Source organism: Paenibacillus sp. RRE4, assembly GCF_031844205.1.
Taxonomy (GTDB): Bacteria; Bacillota; Bacilli; order Paenibacillales; family Paenibacillaceae; genus Paenibacillus; species Paenibacillus xylanexedens_B.
Genome location: NZ_JAUZUT010000004.1, coordinates 179321 through 195198, shown reverse-complemented (window position 1 = coordinate 195198; position 15878 = coordinate 179321). Strand labels below are relative to the sequence as shown.

Sequence of the window (15878 nt, the reverse complement as noted above, 5' to 3'; positions counted from 1 at the left end):
AGTAGATAAGAGGGGGAGGTACAATTATTTTAGTTTAGTAATACGAAATCAAAGACTTATCTTAAGAATCATTCAGTGGTTCGAGACGATGAAGAGTTCTAAGCCTCTACAACGATCGTTTGTGAGCTTGTCCAGCTGCACACTGTACACAAGCTAGTTTCCTCGAACATGTTGTTATCCTCTTCAACCTCCAGAGCCATCAAATCCTGTACAGATAAAATTTCCTTGTTTTCCATGATAAATTACCTCCCATTTGTCTCCCCCTCTTATAAACCAAATTCTACATAAAATTTTAAATTCCTTCTTTTTAATTGAATTTTTTTACAAAAATTATTTGTTAAATCCATATATAGTTGTAATACCTGTCATAACCTTTGTTTTTCGGTTGAAAAAAGGGTCGATCTGACATCAAATTTCAGACGAAATTGACGATTTCCTGTGTAAGGTATGTCCTGCTCGATCTTCCCGAAAAGGTCTGACGAACAAACTTGCCGTGCCCATAAAAATAACAAACATGCCGATTCCCATGTACACCCAGGATGGACTATAGGCTTCAATTAACCATCCTCCGAGTAACAAACCGAGCGGATTGCTCACCCCACTCATAAGTACTCCCATACTATTCATGACACGTCCTCTTTTTTCTTCCGGTGTAGATAACAGAATGGAAGTGACTAGCGGTACATTCACAAGAGCAAGTCCCGCCATTAACAGAAAAGAGCATGCAATGGCAAAGTACAAGTTAGGATACAGCGGCATCAACAGCAAGCTTGCGCCCGAGATCAGATAACTGATTAGAAACCATTGGGCCAGTGACAGACGTTTGGCATATTTTCCACTAAGCAAAGAACCAACGATACTGCCAGCGGCAAATGCAGATTGAAGCAACCCATATCCCTGTGGACCGGCTTCCAGCACCATATTGGCAAAAATCGGCGTGAAGATATGTAGCGGGGCTCCTGCAAAATTGATAATGGCACCAAAGATAATACAGCAAGCCAGAACTTTGTTCGAAAATAAAAAGGTAATGCCCTGCATGCTGTCTCTGACAAAACCTGAAAATCCTTTTTGTTTGACCACTTTGGTCACAGGGATACGAATGAAGGCAATAGCAAGTGCGGATAACAGAAAAGTAATTGCATAAATGAACAGGATAGACTGTAAGGAGATGAAAGCAATTAAAATCCCCCCTAAGGCATAACCGAGCAGTTCTATCGTTTTGGAGGAAGAGTTCAATAGGGCATTGGCTGGAGCGAGTTGCTCTGCCGGTTTGGGCAGAATCGCCGGAATGACCGTCTGAGTGGCCGGGTTGAACATGAAACCGAGAATCGCAATGAGCAGATTGGCCGCATAGATATGCCACGGAAGCATGTTACCCGTCAGAAATAGAATCGCTAAGATACAGGCTATAACCGCTCTCCATATGTCAGTCCAGATCAACAATTGTTTCTTTGGCAGGCGGTCACTGATCGTGGCAAGCGGGATACCCAGAAAGGCATAGATTAAATAGGGGAGCATCGGAATTAATGCCGCAGCAAGTGCGGATTCAGTTAACTGCAAGATGTACCACATCGTGGCCATGGAAAATAAAATCTGACCTGCGCCGGAGACAAGCCTGCCCACAAGCAACACGGTAAAGGATGGTAATCGTAACACCGCAAGGTAGCCGTCTTCGCCAGTTTTATTCGTTTTATTTGTTGTTTCCTGGTTCATTTCCATCGCCTCCAAATGGAATATCGATATGATCATCCGTCTGTTTCAATCGTGTCACCAGGCCTGACTCCTGTATTCTTCGCTGCATTTTAGCTTTGACATGTTCCAGTTCAGCTGTGTACTCCTGCATCTCGTGAAACAGCGTCTGGTGAGTGCGAATCCCTTCCCGAATCAGCATTGCCGTCGCATCCGAGCGGTTTTTGGCGAGCTCCAGAAATACCATTTGGTCGATCACATCAATCTCCTCCTGACTTAATCGAACGGAAACCACTCCCTTGGTGCCTGAAAGATTTTTGGCAGCCTGCTCCATCGATCGCTCGACCATTTGATTGAACTGTATTTTTTGATTTTTGTTCAACATATTTCCTCCATTCTCGTTGTGAATTGCCGGCATGAGTCATGAATTTTAAAATGTAATTCGTAAATCGTAATTTGTATTTATTTTACAATATCATGTAAAAATATGGCTGTAAAGCAAAAAACCTTTGGTTTCCCAAAGGTTTATGATCGTTATTTTTTACATTTGCCGTGTTCGTGGGTTCCGGTTCAAACTTTATTCCCCCTGCCTCCACCACATGCCTTCCGATTTCGGGCTCGTATATTCAAAACCGAATTGAGCATACAGGCGATCCGCAGGCACATCCGCCAGCAGACTGACCAAGCCCCGCGCAGGCACGGCTTCACGCAAATAGTTCATAATTTCGCTCATGATCAGTTTCCCATAACCCTTCCCCTGAAAATCAGGATGCACTGCAATATCGACCACTTGAAAAAAGCAACCACCATCCCCAATCACACGTCCCATCCCGATGAGAACATCGACTTCTCGCAAACACACCGCAAATAAACTGCGAGGCAGCCCTATCTCAGCCCCCTCCCGGCTCATCGGACTCAGCCCAGCAATCTGCCGCAGTGCCAAATATTCAACCGCAGCTGGCGGTGCATGTTCAATTTTAACCTCGTTCATCTGTTATTCCCCTTTCTGATCTTGTATCAGCACTTGTTAGCCTGTATCAAACGCGTGGATATTTATGTTGATCTTCCTCGGTAATTTCCCTGATCACCCTGCATGGATTCCCAGCAGCAACAACGCCGGCAGGAATAGATTTTGTAACTACACTTCCAGCACCAATAACGGTGTTGTCCCCAATAGTGACCCCTGGCAGAACAGATACCCCTCCACCTATCCAAACATTATTTCCTACCGAGATCGGTAGAGCAATTTCCAAACCTTGATTTCGCTGTTCCGCGTCAAGAGGATGCTCAGGTGTATAAAAGCCGCAATTGGGCCCGATAAATACATAATCTCCGAAGCTGATCTTGCCCGCATCCAGCATGACCGTATTATGATTGCAATAAAAATGATCTCCAATTTCAATGTTATATCCCTGATCGCAAAAAAATGGCTGCTCGATCAGAAATTTCTCTCCGGTTTTCGCAAAAAGCTTCTGAATCAGTATTCCTCTGTCTTTTAGATTACTTGGGCGAATCTGGTTATAGTCATAACACATTTCCTTCGCATAAGTACGCTCTCGAATCAACTGTTCTTCGTTATTATTATCGTAAAGCAAACCCCTCTGAGCCTTTTCTTTCTCTGTCCATTTCATGCTAATTTCCTCCAGAACCTGAATTCCTTTCACACAGATGTATCCTAACAAAAAAACAGGAATTCTCCAATTAAGAATGGATCATCTCCATGGTTTACCTTCCAATCTCCACACGCAACCTGCAAGTAAACTGGCTTCATATCTTTTGGAATAAAAGCGTCATATACTACAATTCCATGCTCTATCTGCTTGAATTCATCTACTTCCTGTGTAATAGTGAGAGAAGGCTTGCGTAAAGCGTGTTCAGATACGTCAAGTTGGTTGTAAAGGAGGAAATGTTGTGTTTCAACGTTGGTTGGATAACCTGTCATCACATCCCGATGCCGCGTTTATACTGCTTGGTGTTGTTGCATTGCTTCTGGCAGCTTATCTGTGGTCGGCCACAGAAATTCGGCGCAGCCATGAGAGGCATATGCAGAGGGTACGAGATACATTATACATAAGCACAGGTCTTTTGGGACTACTTACCATTTGGGAACAACGAAAATATGAAGCTCCTTCAGAGGAACAGCATGAGTTGTTAAAAGCGATGCACGCCTGCAAAACGGCCTCACGCCTCTCCCCGCAGCTTCAGGATCAGATTCGTGACTGTCTTAAAAACGAAGATCCCGCCAGGCTTGCTCTGATGCATAAGGCGCTTGAACGGGAGTGTACTGCACTATCGGATGAACTCAGCCGAAATTCATATTCGGTGCACTGGGGCCGTGCCATCTGGACCGTTTTCAGGCCTGCCGCTGAACCTGCTGCACTGACGGCCACTGCACTTTTAATCGGACACCTGTTCTACACAGAGCGTATCGCTAGTACGGCTGTAAATTCCTGGGACAGCCTGTTACCATGGTTTCAGGCCATTTCCCTCATGCTTACGATACTATACGGTTACCTGCTTTGGTCCAGCCCCAAGCGTGGCACTTCAGGAGCGCTGGTCAAATGGCTATCCCTCTTGATTGCACTCTGCTCTTTGCTTCATCTGATCGGACTTGCGGCGGCTCCATATGCCCTTGCTCTACAGCTTATTCTGTTTGTCTCCGGATTCGGTTTGACTGGATCACGCTCTCGCAGTGAACGCCCATATGCCGGACATGCAGAAACGGATGAAGACAGCAGTAATAGCAATCGTAATAGTAATACAGCTACGCCAGTACATGAGACTGTTGTGGAGGATACCTCCTCCCCTGTCACACCTCGCAGATCTGTATCCGCTTCCGATTAATCACAAGCTTGAAGTGAAAAAGGCGTTTGATCCATGTTAAAAATTCATTCCCTTTCGTAACTTCAACATTGTCCCATTCCGAGGGGTGCAGCGTTTGTACCCTAAGAATCCATATGTACACAAAAAATGGCTGTCCCTAAGTCATCACGATGACAGGGACAGCCTGTTTATTTTCGGAATCAACCATGTAACACAGGATTATTTATGAAAAACGATAAAATGATGCGTTCCAAGACAATAAGCTATTATTATTATCCTTTGGCACTCGCGTTCGACCCACGAACGGAACGGGCGGAGCTGCTTCTAGCCGTATTGCCGGATTTGGAGGCGCTGCCTGAGGACGTATTTTCAAAACGCTTGCGCTCGGTTCGCTCCATCTGCACAATCTGTCCCTCATGTACCACGATGTGCAATGAACCAAATTCCATGTCATCCAGCTGCCCGGCAATTCGGTTTAACCATACCTCATCCACTTTTAACGGCTTAGCCACTTGAGCCGCCTCCTCTTCTCGGGCTATCACCCGTTATTCATCCTGTACATACCTGTATTTCAAGCGTTAACTTATAATTCATTCTTATCCAACCCATATACTTGGTTTATACAATATCAGGGCTTCCAACAGCTGTCAATTGATATTTTGATCCACACTATGCCTTTTCTGCAACGGCTTTATGACCAAACCAGCTCTTGAGCAACAATGTAGCCAAAGCCAGGATTAACAACAGCGAGGCAACCGCAAATGAGGCCGAAAACTGATATTCGTTATACAAAATCTCGACGTGCAGCGGCAAGGTATTCGTTTCTCCACGAATGTGCCCGGATACAACCGACACCGCTCCAAACTCACCCATAGCACGTGCATTACACAGAATGATCCCGTAGAGAAGCCCCCATTTAATGTTGGGTAATGTCACACTCCAGAAGATGCGCCACCCGGAGGCTCCAAGTGTTACAGCCGCTTCTTCTTCACGGGTGCCCTGATCCTCCATCAGTGGAATCAGCTCTCTTGCTACAAAAGGAAAGGTAATAAACAACGTCGCGATGATAATTCCCGGCAGTGCAAAAATGATTTTGATATCATGCTGAGATAGCCAAGGGCCAAACCATCCGTTCGAGCCGAACACCAGAACAAAGATCAAACCGCCAACGACAGGCGAGATGGAAAAAGGAAGATCAATCAGTGTGATGAGCAGTCCTTTACCTTTGAATTGGAACTTGGTGATGACCCAAGCCGCTGCCACGCCAAAGATCGTGTTAAGCGGAACGGTTATTGCGGCAACCAGCAGGGTCAGCTTCAGTGCAGACCAGGCATCCGGTTCCGTCAGCGCAGCAATGTAGACCCCCCAGCCTTGCTTCAACGCTTCCATAAGCACGATGACCAGCGGAAGAATCAGCAGCCAGATCAGGACGAGACTCGCAAGTCCGATCAGTAGCCATTTTACCCAAGGTGCTTCTGTTGTGGCACGATTTGTACTCCGACCTGTTTTTACAGGTGGAACAGGACTAAGGGGAACAGAACCTGCCATACGTACACCTCCTTCGGTTTGTTGAGTGCGCCACATTGTGGCAATGTAGATCCATCCGGGCCGCCACGAACGGGCAAGCCGCGCGGACAGAATGTGAAGTGGTCTGACAGTCTTCCGGACTCTCCTATTGCTATTGCTGCAATCACACTCTCCCTGCCTTCCGGCTCCAGCGTTGCAGAGAATTGATGATGAGCAACAGGATAAACGAGATCAACAAAAGCAGTAAGGCTACGGCTGTAGCTCCTGCATAATCAAACTGCTCCAGCTTGGACATGATGAGCAGCGGCGCAATTTCCGTTTTCATCGGCATATTGCCCGAAATAAATACGACCGAACCATACTCACCAATGCCCCTTGCAAAAGCTAGCGCAAACCCCGTCAGCAACGGCGGGACGAGATCCGGTAGCAAAACGGCACGGAATATTCGCCATCGCCCCGCACCCAGCGTCGCCGCTGCTTCTTCGACCTCAGCCTCAAGCTCTTCCAGCACTGGCTGTACCGTACGCACGACAAAAGGAATGCCGATAAACATAAGTGCGAGTGTAATTCCAACTTGAGAGTAAGCCAGCTTGATGCCCAAAGGCTCTACCAATTGTCCAATCCATCCATTCCCGGCATAGATCGCCGTCAGAGCCACCCCGGCCACTGCCGTGGGTAGCGCAAACGGAAGATCAATCACCGCATCGAACAATCTCTTACCAGGGAATTCATACCGAACCAGCACCCAGGCCAGTAGCAGGCCCAGGAACAGATCAATGAGTGCCGCCGCACCAGCTGTCAGGAAACTGACCCGGAACGAAGCCAGCACCCTTGGATTGGTAGCCACCTCCACCATCGTTGCCCAGGTCAATCCCGTGGAGTTGAATAACAGTGCCGTCAGCGGAATCAGCACGACCAGACTCAGGTAAAGCACGCTGTACCCCATCGTTAATCCGAATCCCGGCAATGTCCGCCTTCCCCGGGCCGCGATAACCTTGCTCATACCTATTCATCCTCTCTGCCGTCAGCCGGTCAGGCTGGTTGGCCCCGTACAGTCCAATATGTTTACTTTGGTTTTTTGCTTTGATTTTTTGCTTTGATTTTTTGCTTCGCTTGGGTACTTCAATTGATTGATTTGCCTTGATTGATTCTTTTGCTCGCTTTTGATGCTGTTGCCCTGTTGTCCTTAGTTTCCCGGCACGTAGATCTGGTCGAAAATGCCCCCATCATTAAAGTGTTTGGCCTGGGTATCCCGCCAAGTCCCAAAGACATCTTTTAACGTAAAGAGCTCCAGCTTCGGAAACTGATCCTTGAATTTCTCCTTTACGCTATCTAGCGTAGGACGGTAATAATTTTCGGCAGCAATCGTCTGGCCTTCTTCGCTGTAAAGGTATTTGAGATAAGCATCCGCCACGTCGCGAGTGCCTTTTTTGTCTACATTTTTATCCACGATCGCTACAGGAGGTTCAGCCAAAATGCTGATGGAAGGCACGACAATGTCGAATTTGTCCGGCCCTAATTCTTTTACCGAAAGGAATGCCTCATTCTCCCAAGCCAGCAACACATCGCCAATGCCGCGTTCCACAAATGTCGTTGTCGCCCCACGAGCACCCGAGTCGAGCACAGGGGCATGTTTGAACAGCTCTGCCACGAACTGCTTTGCCTTCTCTTCGTCATTGTTGTTATGCTTGAGCGCGTAACCCCAGGCCGCTAAATAGTTCCACCGTGCTCCGCCTGATGTCTTCGGATTCGGAGTAATGACCTGCGTATCTCCTTTGATCAGATCATCCCAATCCTTGATGCCTTTCGGATTGCCTTTGCGCACCAGAAATACAATCGTGGACGTGTACGGAGAGCTGTTGTGCTCGTATTTGTCCTGCCAGCCCGCATTAATCAGACCTTTATCTTCTATCGCATCGATATCATAGCCCAGTGCCAGTGTCACCACATCTGCATCCAGTCCGTCAATGACGGAACGGCTCTGTTTACCCGAACCTCCGTGAGATTGTTTGATGGTCACTTCCTGGCCTTTCTCTTTCAGCCAATGGGCGGCAAATGCTTTGTTATATTCCTCATAAAGTTCCCTTGTCGGGTCATAGGAGACATTGAGCAGTTCAACTGCCTTGCTGCCTTCCTTATTCCCATCTGTCCCCGTTCCTGTGGCTGCACCTGCTGCACTTGACCCGCCGTTATCTGATCCGCAAGCCGCCAGCACCCCCGTTAACACCAATGCCAGCCCAATCAGAATTCCTTTGTGAACTCTCTTTTTCATCATCTTACACTCCCCCCGATATAAACTTGCATGATCAACTACAGGTCGGCAGAACAGCGGTACGCACCAGAAAAGAACAAAAAGACGGAGGAACCCCCTGCGCATTCTTCCCTTCATCAAGTCATACCAACCCCTAAGTCGTGTATGCTTCATCGGTAAAATGCACTGCGGTGTTCCTCCGTCTATACGGTGAGAACGTTATGCTGTTCAAGTGTTTGCAGTCATTTTTATTATTCCTACCTGTTTAGTAAGTTATATACGTATAATAAAGGCAGTCTATATGACTGTCAAACGTTTTTTCCGCCTTTTACCGAAATTTTGTATCATTGACTCCACTTTCCTCCCTCACCATAATATAAAATATGAGACCAACACACCGCCCACCCCTGTTACGTAAATCAGACGGATTCCGCCGGCAAAAACTAATGGTGCTACCCGAATCATTACTGATGGAAGCAGTTGCTTCCCCGGTGACATCGGGATTGTATGTCACGGATATTGGATATTTCCATGAAGCAGAGCATCATTACCGGGATCGCCCGGAAGGATGTGACTCACACATTCTGATGTACTGCACGGAAGGCTCAGGCTGGTATGAACTGGAGCAGGGTAAAACCTGTAAGGTGCAACCGGGGAACCTGATTATTTTGCCTGCCCACGTCCCTCATATCTATGGTGCCAACACGGAAGAACCGTGGAGCATATACTGGTTTCACTTGCGCGGCGAACACGCCCATGCATATATCGAATCCTTGATCTCGCAGCAGATTACAACAATGCCACCTTCGAAGGCACAACGATGGCTGGAGCTTTTTCATGAATGTTACGGCGCGCTCGAAACCGGATATTCGCTGCAAACGATGACCTTTGCCTCACAGATTATCGGTTACATGCTGGGCTTGCTTGCTTACGGTTCCTATGCCTCTGCAACTGATAACGGAGTGATGACCAGCAAACAAGCAGCCGAGTATTCTGTACAGTATATGCTGGAGCACCTGGAGAGCGGGGTTACACTCAAGGAACTGGCCGCGCATGCTCGCTTGTCCGTGCCGCATTATTCCCAAGTATTCAAACAAGTGACGGGTCATTCACCCATCGATTATTTCTTACGGCTCAAAATCCAGCATTCCTGCCGTTATCTTGATTTTACCGATTGGACCATCAAACAGATCAGCTCCGAGCTGGGGTTCAGTGACCCGTACTATTTTTCACGACTGTTCAGCAAAATGATGGGTCAGTCCCCCACGGATTACCGGAACCAATCCAAAGGATAAATTTGTGGAAAATTAAAGCAACCTTTTGAACAAAAGGGTCGTCTATAGGGGCAAATCACTTTAAAACAAAGGGATATGAACTTCCTGGAAAAGCGAGGCGACACCGAAATGAAGAAAAATTTTATAGCAACCCTTACAGCAGGAGCCCTGCTTACACTCTCCTTAAGCGCGGGCCCTCTCCATGCTGCGCCGTCCAAATTCACGGATATTCAAGGCATTCCGGGTGCAGACAAAATCGAATCTCTCCATCAGGATGGATTAATCAAAGGGGTTAGCGATAACTTGTTCAAGCCAGAAGAACAGCTAAGTACCGCGCAAGGCGTTCAATTGATCGTCGACGGACTGGACTTAAACCTGAATGCTATTCGTTTTATTAAAATGCCTGTGCCTAGTGATTATTTCTCAGTGGTAAAAGACGGTGTCTGGTACAGCGATGCCTTCATCCGCGCACAGTACAACAGTATCAAGCTTCCGCAAAATATTGATCCTTCCAAACCGCTTACCCGTGAACAGTATACTCTCTTCCTCATGCAAGCGATTGAGGCCAAAGGGGGTCTGCCTATGATCAAAATCCAGCCGGTAGACATTGCGGACGAGAATGAGCTTACACCCGAGTACCAAGGCGCAGTACAGCGTTCTCTGGTGCTGAAGATCAGCGCACTCGATGCGAACGGACAGTTCCATCCGAAACAAGCCATTACTCGCGCTGAAGCTGCCGTGATGATGTACAATGCCATCCAGCACATGGAATCCTTCTTCACACCGCAAATCCCGGAAACACCGGAGAAGTAAAAGGTATCTCAGGACAAAAGAATAGAATGGCAAACCCCGCATCTTTCTTCTTTGGAAGATGCGGGGTTTTACCGCGGTCGTTCAATGAGCACACAGCATACCGTAATCCGTACCGACGATCTGTAAAAAAACAGAAAAAGCGAGCACTTTCCTCCGATAAGAGGATGTACTCGCTTAGAATATTACTGCCTATAATCCATATTTAGATGGACTTAGAAAGAACCTTTTACAACCACTTCGGACAACGGGAAGCGACCTGATGGACGAGCTGGCTCAGCAGCTTTACCTACAGTAATCAGCAAAGTTGGCACAAAGCGTGCAGGGATGTTGAATGCTTCGATCAATTGCTGCGGGTTGTATCCGCCCATTGGGCAAGTGTCGTAACCCAGGGAACGTGCTGCCAGCATAATGTTCTGGGAAGCAAAAGAAGCGTTGCGGATCGCTTCATCACGAGCGATTTGCGGGTTTTGGTAAGCACCGTTAATTTGACCCACCAACGCGTCGCGAACTTCAGCAGGCAGTGCGCCAGCTTCAACAGCTTGATCATAGATGAATGTATTGCGGTTCGCTTCCAGATCACCAAGAACAGCAATCGTTACGGAGCTGTCCACTACTTGAGTTTGTCCGTAAGCGATAGGCAACAATTTTGCTTTGTCTGCTTCGGATTCAATCACGAGGAATCTCCAGTGTTGCAGGTTCCAGGAAGACGGGGCTTCGGAAGCTGCAGTCAAGATTGCGTTCAGGTCAGCCTCTGGCAATACAAAACCTTTCTCATACTTTTTAACCGCGTGACGTTCGCTGATGACGCTCAGTGTTTCATTTTTTTCAGTAACGGACATGTGTTCCACTCCTTAGTTCTGTTTGGAATATTATATTTTTACGTTCGCAAAGCACGCCTTGAAAGCCAATCCGCCTCAAGCACAGGCCTTCCGAAAATAACATCAGCGCAGACGAACGCTCCCCATCTGTGTTCACGTTATGCCCGGAATCACCTCATCTTTCAAACTCTTTTACACCGGAGCATACGTATCTCTTACACTTCTCTCCCATGACTGTTTAACTACGTCATCATCATATACTTAATGCGATGACTCTGACAGCACCCAATCAGGTCTTCTCTTCGGTAGATACTTCTTCCATCGGAAAAGGTCCTTCTCCGCGCTCGATGCTTTGCATCACATCAAAAATGGATATACGGTCGAAATAAGCGCTCAGCGCCTCTTCTCCTCCATCGTATATAGCTCCCATTACACCTTGCATATTAGAGGAAACTTTACACGGTGAACCCGATTCGCCTGAGCACCAGCTTGGCCCCAGCGAACCTCCAGCGACCAATCTGTACACTTCTCCAAGCTTGATCTCTTCACTTGGCCGACTAAGCAAGTATCCCCCATGAGCACCTTCTTTGGTCGTCAAGTAACCATGTTTACGCAGAACACTCAGTACCTTGCGGACTCTGGCCGGGTGTGTGCCCACACTTTGAGACAGGTCTTCACTGTTGGCCATACACTCGCTTCTCAACGATAGAAAAACAAGACAATGCACCGCAATGGTAAATTCGCTGTTCATAACTTACTCCCTTCCCGGCATACAACACCGATGAACTTCATTCCAAGGTAAGTATAACTGTCATTATATGAATAACAGTTATGTTTGTCAACATTTGCTCCTGAACGTCATTGGATCGTAGTTTTCCCTGTTATATCAATACTTACACTCTCTTGGTAGTCTGTTGAAAGCTGGTTCAAAACCTGATGTTGAAAACGTTCTAGGCATAAAAAAGTGAGCCTATCGCTTCGCGAAGGGCTCCAATAAGATAGACATATGAAAGGGCTTACGTGATTATTATAATCGCTAATCTTCATTTTGAAAACGCTTTTTTTGTAAAGTTTGATTTCAAGCTGATTTAGAAGTTATCCGGTTACGACGAAAATTTATATTGCATAAACTAATGACATTAGTTATATTACTAACATCATTAGTTTTAGGAGGATTTCCGATGCGGATCACCCGTGAATTCGATGTTCACCAAGTCTCATTTCTTCCCCGTCTCTTTCCTGTAAATGTCTATCTTGTTGAAGAGGAACAAGGTTTGACCCTGATTGATGCAGGCATGCCATTCAGTCTCAAAGGTATTCTGGAGACAGCCGCTTCCTTGGGGAAACCCATCACCACCATCATTCTGACCCATGCCCATGCGGATCACGTTGGGGCGCTTGATGGTCTCAAGGATGCGCTCCCCGATGCCGAGGTATGCATCTCAAGCCGAGATGCCAAGCTGTTAACCGGGGACATGTCGCTGTTGCCGAACGAGCCACAGACCCCGGTACGCGGCAGTGTGCCCAAAGGCATCCGTACGAATCCGGATCGCCTGCTCGAAGATGGCGACCAGATCGGATCGCTGGTCGCTATTGCTTCTCCAGGCCATACGCCTGGGCATATGGCCTTCATGGATACACGCAGCCGCGTGTTGATCGCCGGCGATGCGTATCAAGTGCGCGGGGGCCTCGCCGTGTCCGGCCGCGTGCGCCCGCTCTTCCCGTTCCCTGCGCTGGCCACGTGGAATCGCGAAGCGGCACTAGCCAGCGCGAAGCGCCTGGCGGAGCTGGAGCCGTCCGTGCTGGCCGTTGGCCACGGACGAATGCTCCGCCAGCCCGCGGCGGCCATGCGCGCGGCAGTCGCTGATGCTCGGCAGCGACTGCAACCAGCCGGGGGGCAGCGATGAGCCCCCGGCAAGGTCTGGATCGCGGCGCGCTGCTTGACGCCGCGATCCAGATCGTGGACAGCGACGGCTTCGAGGCGCTGACCCTGGCCGCTCTTGCGAAGCGGCTGGATGTGCGCTCGCCGTCGCTCTATAACCACATCAGCGGACTCCCCGGGCTTCGCCAGGAACTGGCGCTGATGTCAGTGCAACAGCTTGGCCTTGCCATAAACGAGGCTACGGCGGATCGCACCGACGACGAGGCCATTCAAGCCATCGCCGCCGCTTATATAGGCTTCGTTCGCCAGCATCCCGGGCTCTACGAAGCCTCATACCATGCGCCCGACCTGAATGAACCGCAGCTCGCGGCATGCACAACAGCTCTGCTGAACACGCTGCTGCATACCTTGCAGCCATACCCCCTCACCGAAGCGCAAGCATTGCATGCTGTTCGGGGATTACGCAGCCTCTGCCATGGTTTTGCCTCCATTGAGGCACAGGGCGGCTTCGGCATGGATTTCAGTCCGGACGATAGCCTGCGTCTGACCGTATCCGCTTTTCTCCACGGGCTGCGCCACCTGTCCGAAGACGTATAAACAAGGGCGAGGCTAACTCTGTCGGGATATACTCCAGCATTTTTAGCTTATCGTTCCTATGAACAGGAGCTAACGTTCTGGACAACGCTAAGTATCCTAAGTATCCGAGCAAGAGAAAAACAGCCAAGACGCTCGTAAGTAACCGAACGAAGGAAGATACTCTCAGGACTTGAGCTACACCCAGTAATCGAAGTCTATCTAATCAAACGAACGAAGTCCCCTTTCCCGCACCGCTTGTAGCTCCTGGCACAGGCGGTGCCCCTCTTCATGGCAAGACTGAGCGTGGTCAGCCTTGTACACATGAGGTGAGGAAACAAGCCGAAACCAGCCTAAGTACCCAAGCAAAAGAGAACAGTCAGGACACGAGTAAGTAACCAAACAAGGAAAGATGGTCTGGACGGGATGCACCCAGTAATCGAAGCCCTGTCCAACCAAACGAACCAGACTTTTCGTAACGTTTAAGTTCCAGCACATGCTACGCGCTCTAATCCAAGCATGCCTACAACTAAGCTCACCTCCGCCGTCTGATCCGTTGAATCTGACCAATCTACTACAATCCCCCCAACAAAGTTGAGACTCCGTAAGTACGTCAGAATTCTAACGATCACCACAGACCTTATATGCTCGATAAACAGCCTCTTGAAATTCTAACGATCACCAGAGACGCTTTTCTCTCGAAACGGGGCTGGAAACCGTGAAAAAGACCGAAAATTCACAAAATAAGGTTTCTCCTGATCGTTAGAATTAAAATGAGCAGAAAATGCGGCAAATAAGGTTCCTGGTGATCGTTAGCCTGCAGGACTGATGTGCAGGAGCAAGAGCAGAGGTTAACGAGTTTAGATACACCATCCCATGCCTGTACATCTGTTTCAGTAATCTCTTCTTAGTGCAACCATTAGTACATCTGTTAGTCTATCTGCTTAATTTCCTTTTATTCGAATAAACGATAACTCAGCGGGAACAATACTAGAGCGTGTCTTGAAACCTACTGAAGTGCGTGTTTTTCCCCACTTTTTGCCCCCTGCTATGTCACTTTCCCTTGACGTGCCCCTTCACGCCTGCGGGAAAACCCTTCCTTGCTTGGATCGAAAATTCGGCAAAATCTGCTTTCTTCAGAGTTTTCAGACATTTTCTACATATTTTCCGAATAAAGAACGATCAATATTGTCTGCATTTTTAAAAGATATGCGTTCTATCGAGTTCATGTGTTTGTGCTATAATAGGAACTGAAAAATCAGGTCTTTTTGTATCTTATCCGATTCAACGGATTACATATCATTGTAGAAAGAGGGCGTTTACGTGGCTCAAATCTCTCCGTACTATCTTCAAATCGGGGCGACCGTTGGCATGCTTGTCATGGCCTTACTTGCCATCTTCATTCGTATGAAAGCCAGCCACCGGCCGGTCACCATCCGTAAAATCATTATTCCGCCGCTCGGCATGAGCACAGGCTTTTTTATGTTTGTTGTACCGGAGACCCATGTTCCATGGTTGTGGGCGCTCATCGCGCTTCTGGTCGGCTGGTTTATTTTCTCGTATCCACTCATTCGCAGCACCAAGTTTGAACGCGTAGGAGAAGAGATTTTTGCCACACGTTCCCGCAGCTTTGCCTTCATTTTGCTAGGACTTCTGGCTGTACGCCTGATTCTGCATGAAGTCATCCAGCAATATGTCAGCATTCCGCAGACAGGAGGCCTGTTCTTCCTTCTGGCGTTCGGTATGATTGTGCGCTGGCGTGTATATATGTACAAACACTATAAGGAAGTGCTCGCTGTTCAGAACTAGATGGTAGCTAATACACCCCGGCTCGCCATGATTTTTATAGGTCTAGAGCAATTAGAATTTAACAATTAAGGTATTGAGCATCTAGCAATCACATCGATCACATCAACATCAATTTAAAAAGACACGTTCAACACACCGTCAAAAGGTGCCAAGAACGTGTCTTTTGCTTTTGCCCTACTTTGTTTCGATCTACTTTTGCCCTACTCTTGTTCTAGTTTTTGTTCTAGTTTGTTCCAGCCTTTGTTTAGCGCTTTTGGTTTCACTTTTGCTTTTGTTCCAGCCGTTGCTCTTTCTCCTATTCCTGCTTTTGCTTGTCTTCAACATCAGAATATGAGCAATCACAGTCTAGAACCACTTGATCATAACGATATATACGGAAGCCGCTATGATAGGTAGAATGAATGAATTCATCCATTAAC

The 15878-nt window shown here is 47.8% G+C and carries 18 protein-coding genes; 6 read left to right on the top strand and 12 right to left on the bottom strand.

The window, feature by feature from the left end; translation table 11 throughout:
- Positions 1–98: 98 nt before the first annotated feature.
- The 5 genes from Q9R46_RS20955 to Q9R46_RS20935 all read right to left on the bottom strand — a co-directional run bounded on the left by Q9R46_RS20955 (position 99) and on the right by Q9R46_RS20935 (position 3320).
- Positions 99–236, bottom strand: coding sequence for a hypothetical protein (locus Q9R46_RS20955; RefSeq protein ID WP_161556981.1), 138 nt, complete (start codon positions 234–236; stop codon positions 99–101).
- Between the two features lie 172 nt (positions 237–408).
- Entirely contained in the window at positions 409–1713 is a 1305-nt protein-coding gene (locus Q9R46_RS20950) for an MFS transporter (protein ID WP_311281629.1), read from the bottom strand.
- The gene (locus Q9R46_RS20945; protein WP_311281628.1) at positions 1691–2074 is read right to left on the bottom strand and encodes a ribbon-helix-helix domain-containing protein; all 384 of its coding nucleotides are present in this window, start codon (positions 2072–2074) and stop codon (positions 1691–1693) included. The genes Q9R46_RS20950 and Q9R46_RS20945 overlap by 23 nt, the downstream gene beginning before the upstream one ends.
- Positions 2075–2266: 192 nt before the next feature.
- Entirely contained in the window at positions 2267–2680 is a 414-nt protein-coding gene (locus tag Q9R46_RS20940; RefSeq protein WP_311281627.1) for a GNAT family N-acetyltransferase, read from the bottom strand.
- A 46-nt stretch (positions 2681–2726) separates the two neighbouring features.
- Positions 2727–3320 (bottom strand): sugar O-acetyltransferase, encoded by a 594-nt coding sequence (locus Q9R46_RS20935; protein WP_311281626.1) that lies wholly within the window; start codon positions 3318–3320, stop codon positions 2727–2729.
- A gap of 280 nt (positions 3321–3600) precedes the next feature.
- On the opposite strand from Q9R46_RS20935, the gene Q9R46_RS20930 reads away from it, so the two are divergent.
- The gene (locus Q9R46_RS20930) at positions 3601–4533 is read left to right on the top strand and encodes a hypothetical protein (protein ID WP_311281625.1); all 933 of its coding nucleotides are present in this window, start codon (positions 3601–3603) and stop codon (positions 4531–4533) included.
- A 251-nt stretch (positions 4534–4784) separates the two neighbouring features.
- On the opposite strand, the gene Q9R46_RS20925 is transcribed toward Q9R46_RS20930, so the two are convergent.
- The 5 genes from Q9R46_RS20925 to Q9R46_RS20905 form a co-directional block, all read right to left on the bottom strand.
- A complete protein-coding gene (locus tag Q9R46_RS20925) occupies positions 4785–5024 on the bottom strand; it encodes a YezD family protein (RefSeq protein ID WP_110898208.1) in 240 nt (79 codons plus the stop codon).
- A 157-nt stretch (positions 5025–5181) separates the two neighbouring features.
- The gene (gene cysW / locus Q9R46_RS20920) at positions 5182–6060 is read right to left on the bottom strand and encodes a sulfate ABC transporter permease subunit CysW (protein WP_311281624.1); all 879 of its coding nucleotides are present in this window, start codon (positions 6058–6060) and stop codon (positions 5182–5184) included.
- A complete protein-coding gene (locus Q9R46_RS20915) occupies positions 6021–6206 on the bottom strand; it encodes a hypothetical protein (RefSeq protein WP_311281623.1) in 186 nt (61 codons plus the stop codon). Before Q9R46_RS20915 ends, cysW begins: the two co-directional genes overlap by 40 nt.
- Positions 6203–7042 (bottom strand): sulfate ABC transporter permease subunit CysT, encoded by an 840-nt coding sequence (gene cysT, locus Q9R46_RS20910; protein ID WP_311281622.1) that lies wholly within the window; start codon positions 7040–7042, stop codon positions 6203–6205. The genes Q9R46_RS20915 and cysT overlap by 4 nt, the downstream gene beginning before the upstream one ends.
- 183 nt (positions 7043–7225) lie before the next feature.
- A complete protein-coding gene (locus tag Q9R46_RS20905; protein WP_311281692.1) occupies positions 7226–8311 on the bottom strand; it encodes a sulfate ABC transporter substrate-binding protein in 1086 nt (361 codons plus the stop codon).
- A gap of 362 nt (positions 8312–8673) precedes the next feature.
- On the opposite strand from Q9R46_RS20905, the gene Q9R46_RS20900 reads away from it, so the two are divergent.
- Together Q9R46_RS20900 and Q9R46_RS20895 are read left to right on the top strand one after the other, a co-directional pair.
- The gene (locus Q9R46_RS20900; RefSeq protein ID WP_311281621.1) at positions 8674–9585 is read left to right on the top strand and encodes an AraC family transcriptional regulator; all 912 of its coding nucleotides are present in this window, start codon (positions 8674–8676) and stop codon (positions 9583–9585) included.
- A 108-nt stretch (positions 9586–9693) separates the two neighbouring features.
- Positions 9694–10377, top strand: coding sequence for an S-layer homology domain-containing protein (locus Q9R46_RS20895; protein WP_145334004.1), 684 nt, complete (start codon positions 9694–9696; stop codon positions 10375–10377).
- A gap of 212 nt (positions 10378–10589) precedes the next feature.
- Here Q9R46_RS20895 and Q9R46_RS20890 read toward each other — a convergent pair whose 3' ends face one another.
- Together Q9R46_RS20890 and Q9R46_RS20885 are read right to left on the bottom strand one after the other, a co-directional pair.
- Entirely contained in the window at positions 10590–11216 is a 627-nt protein-coding gene (locus Q9R46_RS20890) for a nitroreductase family protein (RefSeq protein WP_123065584.1), read from the bottom strand.
- 268 nt (positions 11217–11484) lie between these two features.
- A complete protein-coding gene (locus Q9R46_RS20885; RefSeq protein ID WP_311281620.1) occupies positions 11485–11946 on the bottom strand; it encodes an RrF2 family transcriptional regulator in 462 nt (153 codons plus the stop codon).
- A gap of 430 nt (positions 11947–12376) precedes the next feature.
- On the opposite strand from Q9R46_RS20885, the gene Q9R46_RS20880 reads away from it, so the two are divergent.
- From Q9R46_RS20880 to Q9R46_RS20870, 3 genes are all read left to right on the top strand, one after another.
- Positions 12377–13102, top strand: a complete 726-nt coding sequence (locus Q9R46_RS20880; protein ID WP_311281619.1) for an MBL fold metallo-hydrolase — start codon at positions 12377–12379, stop codon at positions 13100–13102.
- Positions 13099–13674, top strand: a complete 576-nt coding sequence (locus Q9R46_RS20875; RefSeq protein ID WP_311281618.1) for a TetR/AcrR family transcriptional regulator — start codon at positions 13099–13101, stop codon at positions 13672–13674. Before Q9R46_RS20880 ends, Q9R46_RS20875 begins: the two co-directional genes overlap by 4 nt.
- Positions 13675–14973: 1299 nt before the next feature.
- A complete protein-coding gene (locus tag Q9R46_RS20870; RefSeq protein ID WP_186331798.1) occupies positions 14974–15459 on the top strand; it encodes a CcdC family protein in 486 nt (161 codons plus the stop codon).
- The last annotated feature ends 419 nt before the right edge of the window (positions 15460–15878 follow it).

Coding starts and splice junctions, on each gene's coding strand:
- Q9R46_RS20955 (WP_161556981.1), bottom strand. CDS start 236: ATGGAAAACAAGGAAATTTTATCTGTACAGGATTTGATGGCTCTGGAG.
- Q9R46_RS20950 (WP_311281629.1), bottom strand. CDS start 1,713: ATGAACCAGGAAACAACAAATAAAACGAATAAAACTGGCGAAGACGGC.
- Q9R46_RS20945 (WP_311281628.1), bottom strand. CDS start 2,074: ATGTTGAACAAAAATCAAAAAATACAGTTCAATCAAATGGTCGAGCGA.
- Q9R46_RS20940 (WP_311281627.1), bottom strand. CDS start 2,680: ATGAACGAGGTTAAAATTGAACATGCACCGCCAGCTGCGGTTGAATAT.
- Q9R46_RS20935 (WP_311281626.1), bottom strand. CDS start 3,320: ATGAAATGGACAGAGAAAGAAAAGGCTCAGAGGGGTTTGCTTTACGAT.
- cysW (WP_311281624.1), bottom strand. CDS start 6,060: ATGGCAGGTTCTGTTCCCCTTAGTCCTGTTCCACCTGTAAAAACAGGT.
- cysT (WP_311281622.1), bottom strand. CDS start 7,042: ATGAGCAAGGTTATCGCGGCCCGGGGAAGGCGGACATTGCCGGGATTC.
- Q9R46_RS20905 (WP_311281692.1), bottom strand. CDS start 8,311: ATGAAAAAGAGAGTTCACAAAGGAATTCTGATTGGGCTGGCATTGGTG.
- Q9R46_RS20900 (WP_311281621.1), top strand. CDS start 8,674: ATGAGACCAACACACCGCCCACCCCTGTTACGTAAATCAGACGGATTC.
- Q9R46_RS20895 (WP_145334004.1), top strand. CDS start 9,694: ATGAAGAAAAATTTTATAGCAACCCTTACAGCAGGAGCCCTGCTTACA.
- Q9R46_RS20890 (WP_123065584.1), bottom strand. CDS start 11,216: ATGTCCGTTACTGAAAAAAATGAAACACTGAGCGTCATCAGCGAACGT.
- Q9R46_RS20885 (WP_311281620.1), bottom strand. CDS start 11,946: ATGAACAGCGAATTTACCATTGCGGTGCATTGTCTTGTTTTTCTATCG.
- Q9R46_RS20880 (WP_311281619.1), top strand. CDS start 12,377: ATGCGGATCACCCGTGAATTCGATGTTCACCAAGTCTCATTTCTTCCC.
- Q9R46_RS20875 (WP_311281618.1), top strand. CDS start 13,099: ATGAGCCCCCGGCAAGGTCTGGATCGCGGCGCGCTGCTTGACGCCGCG.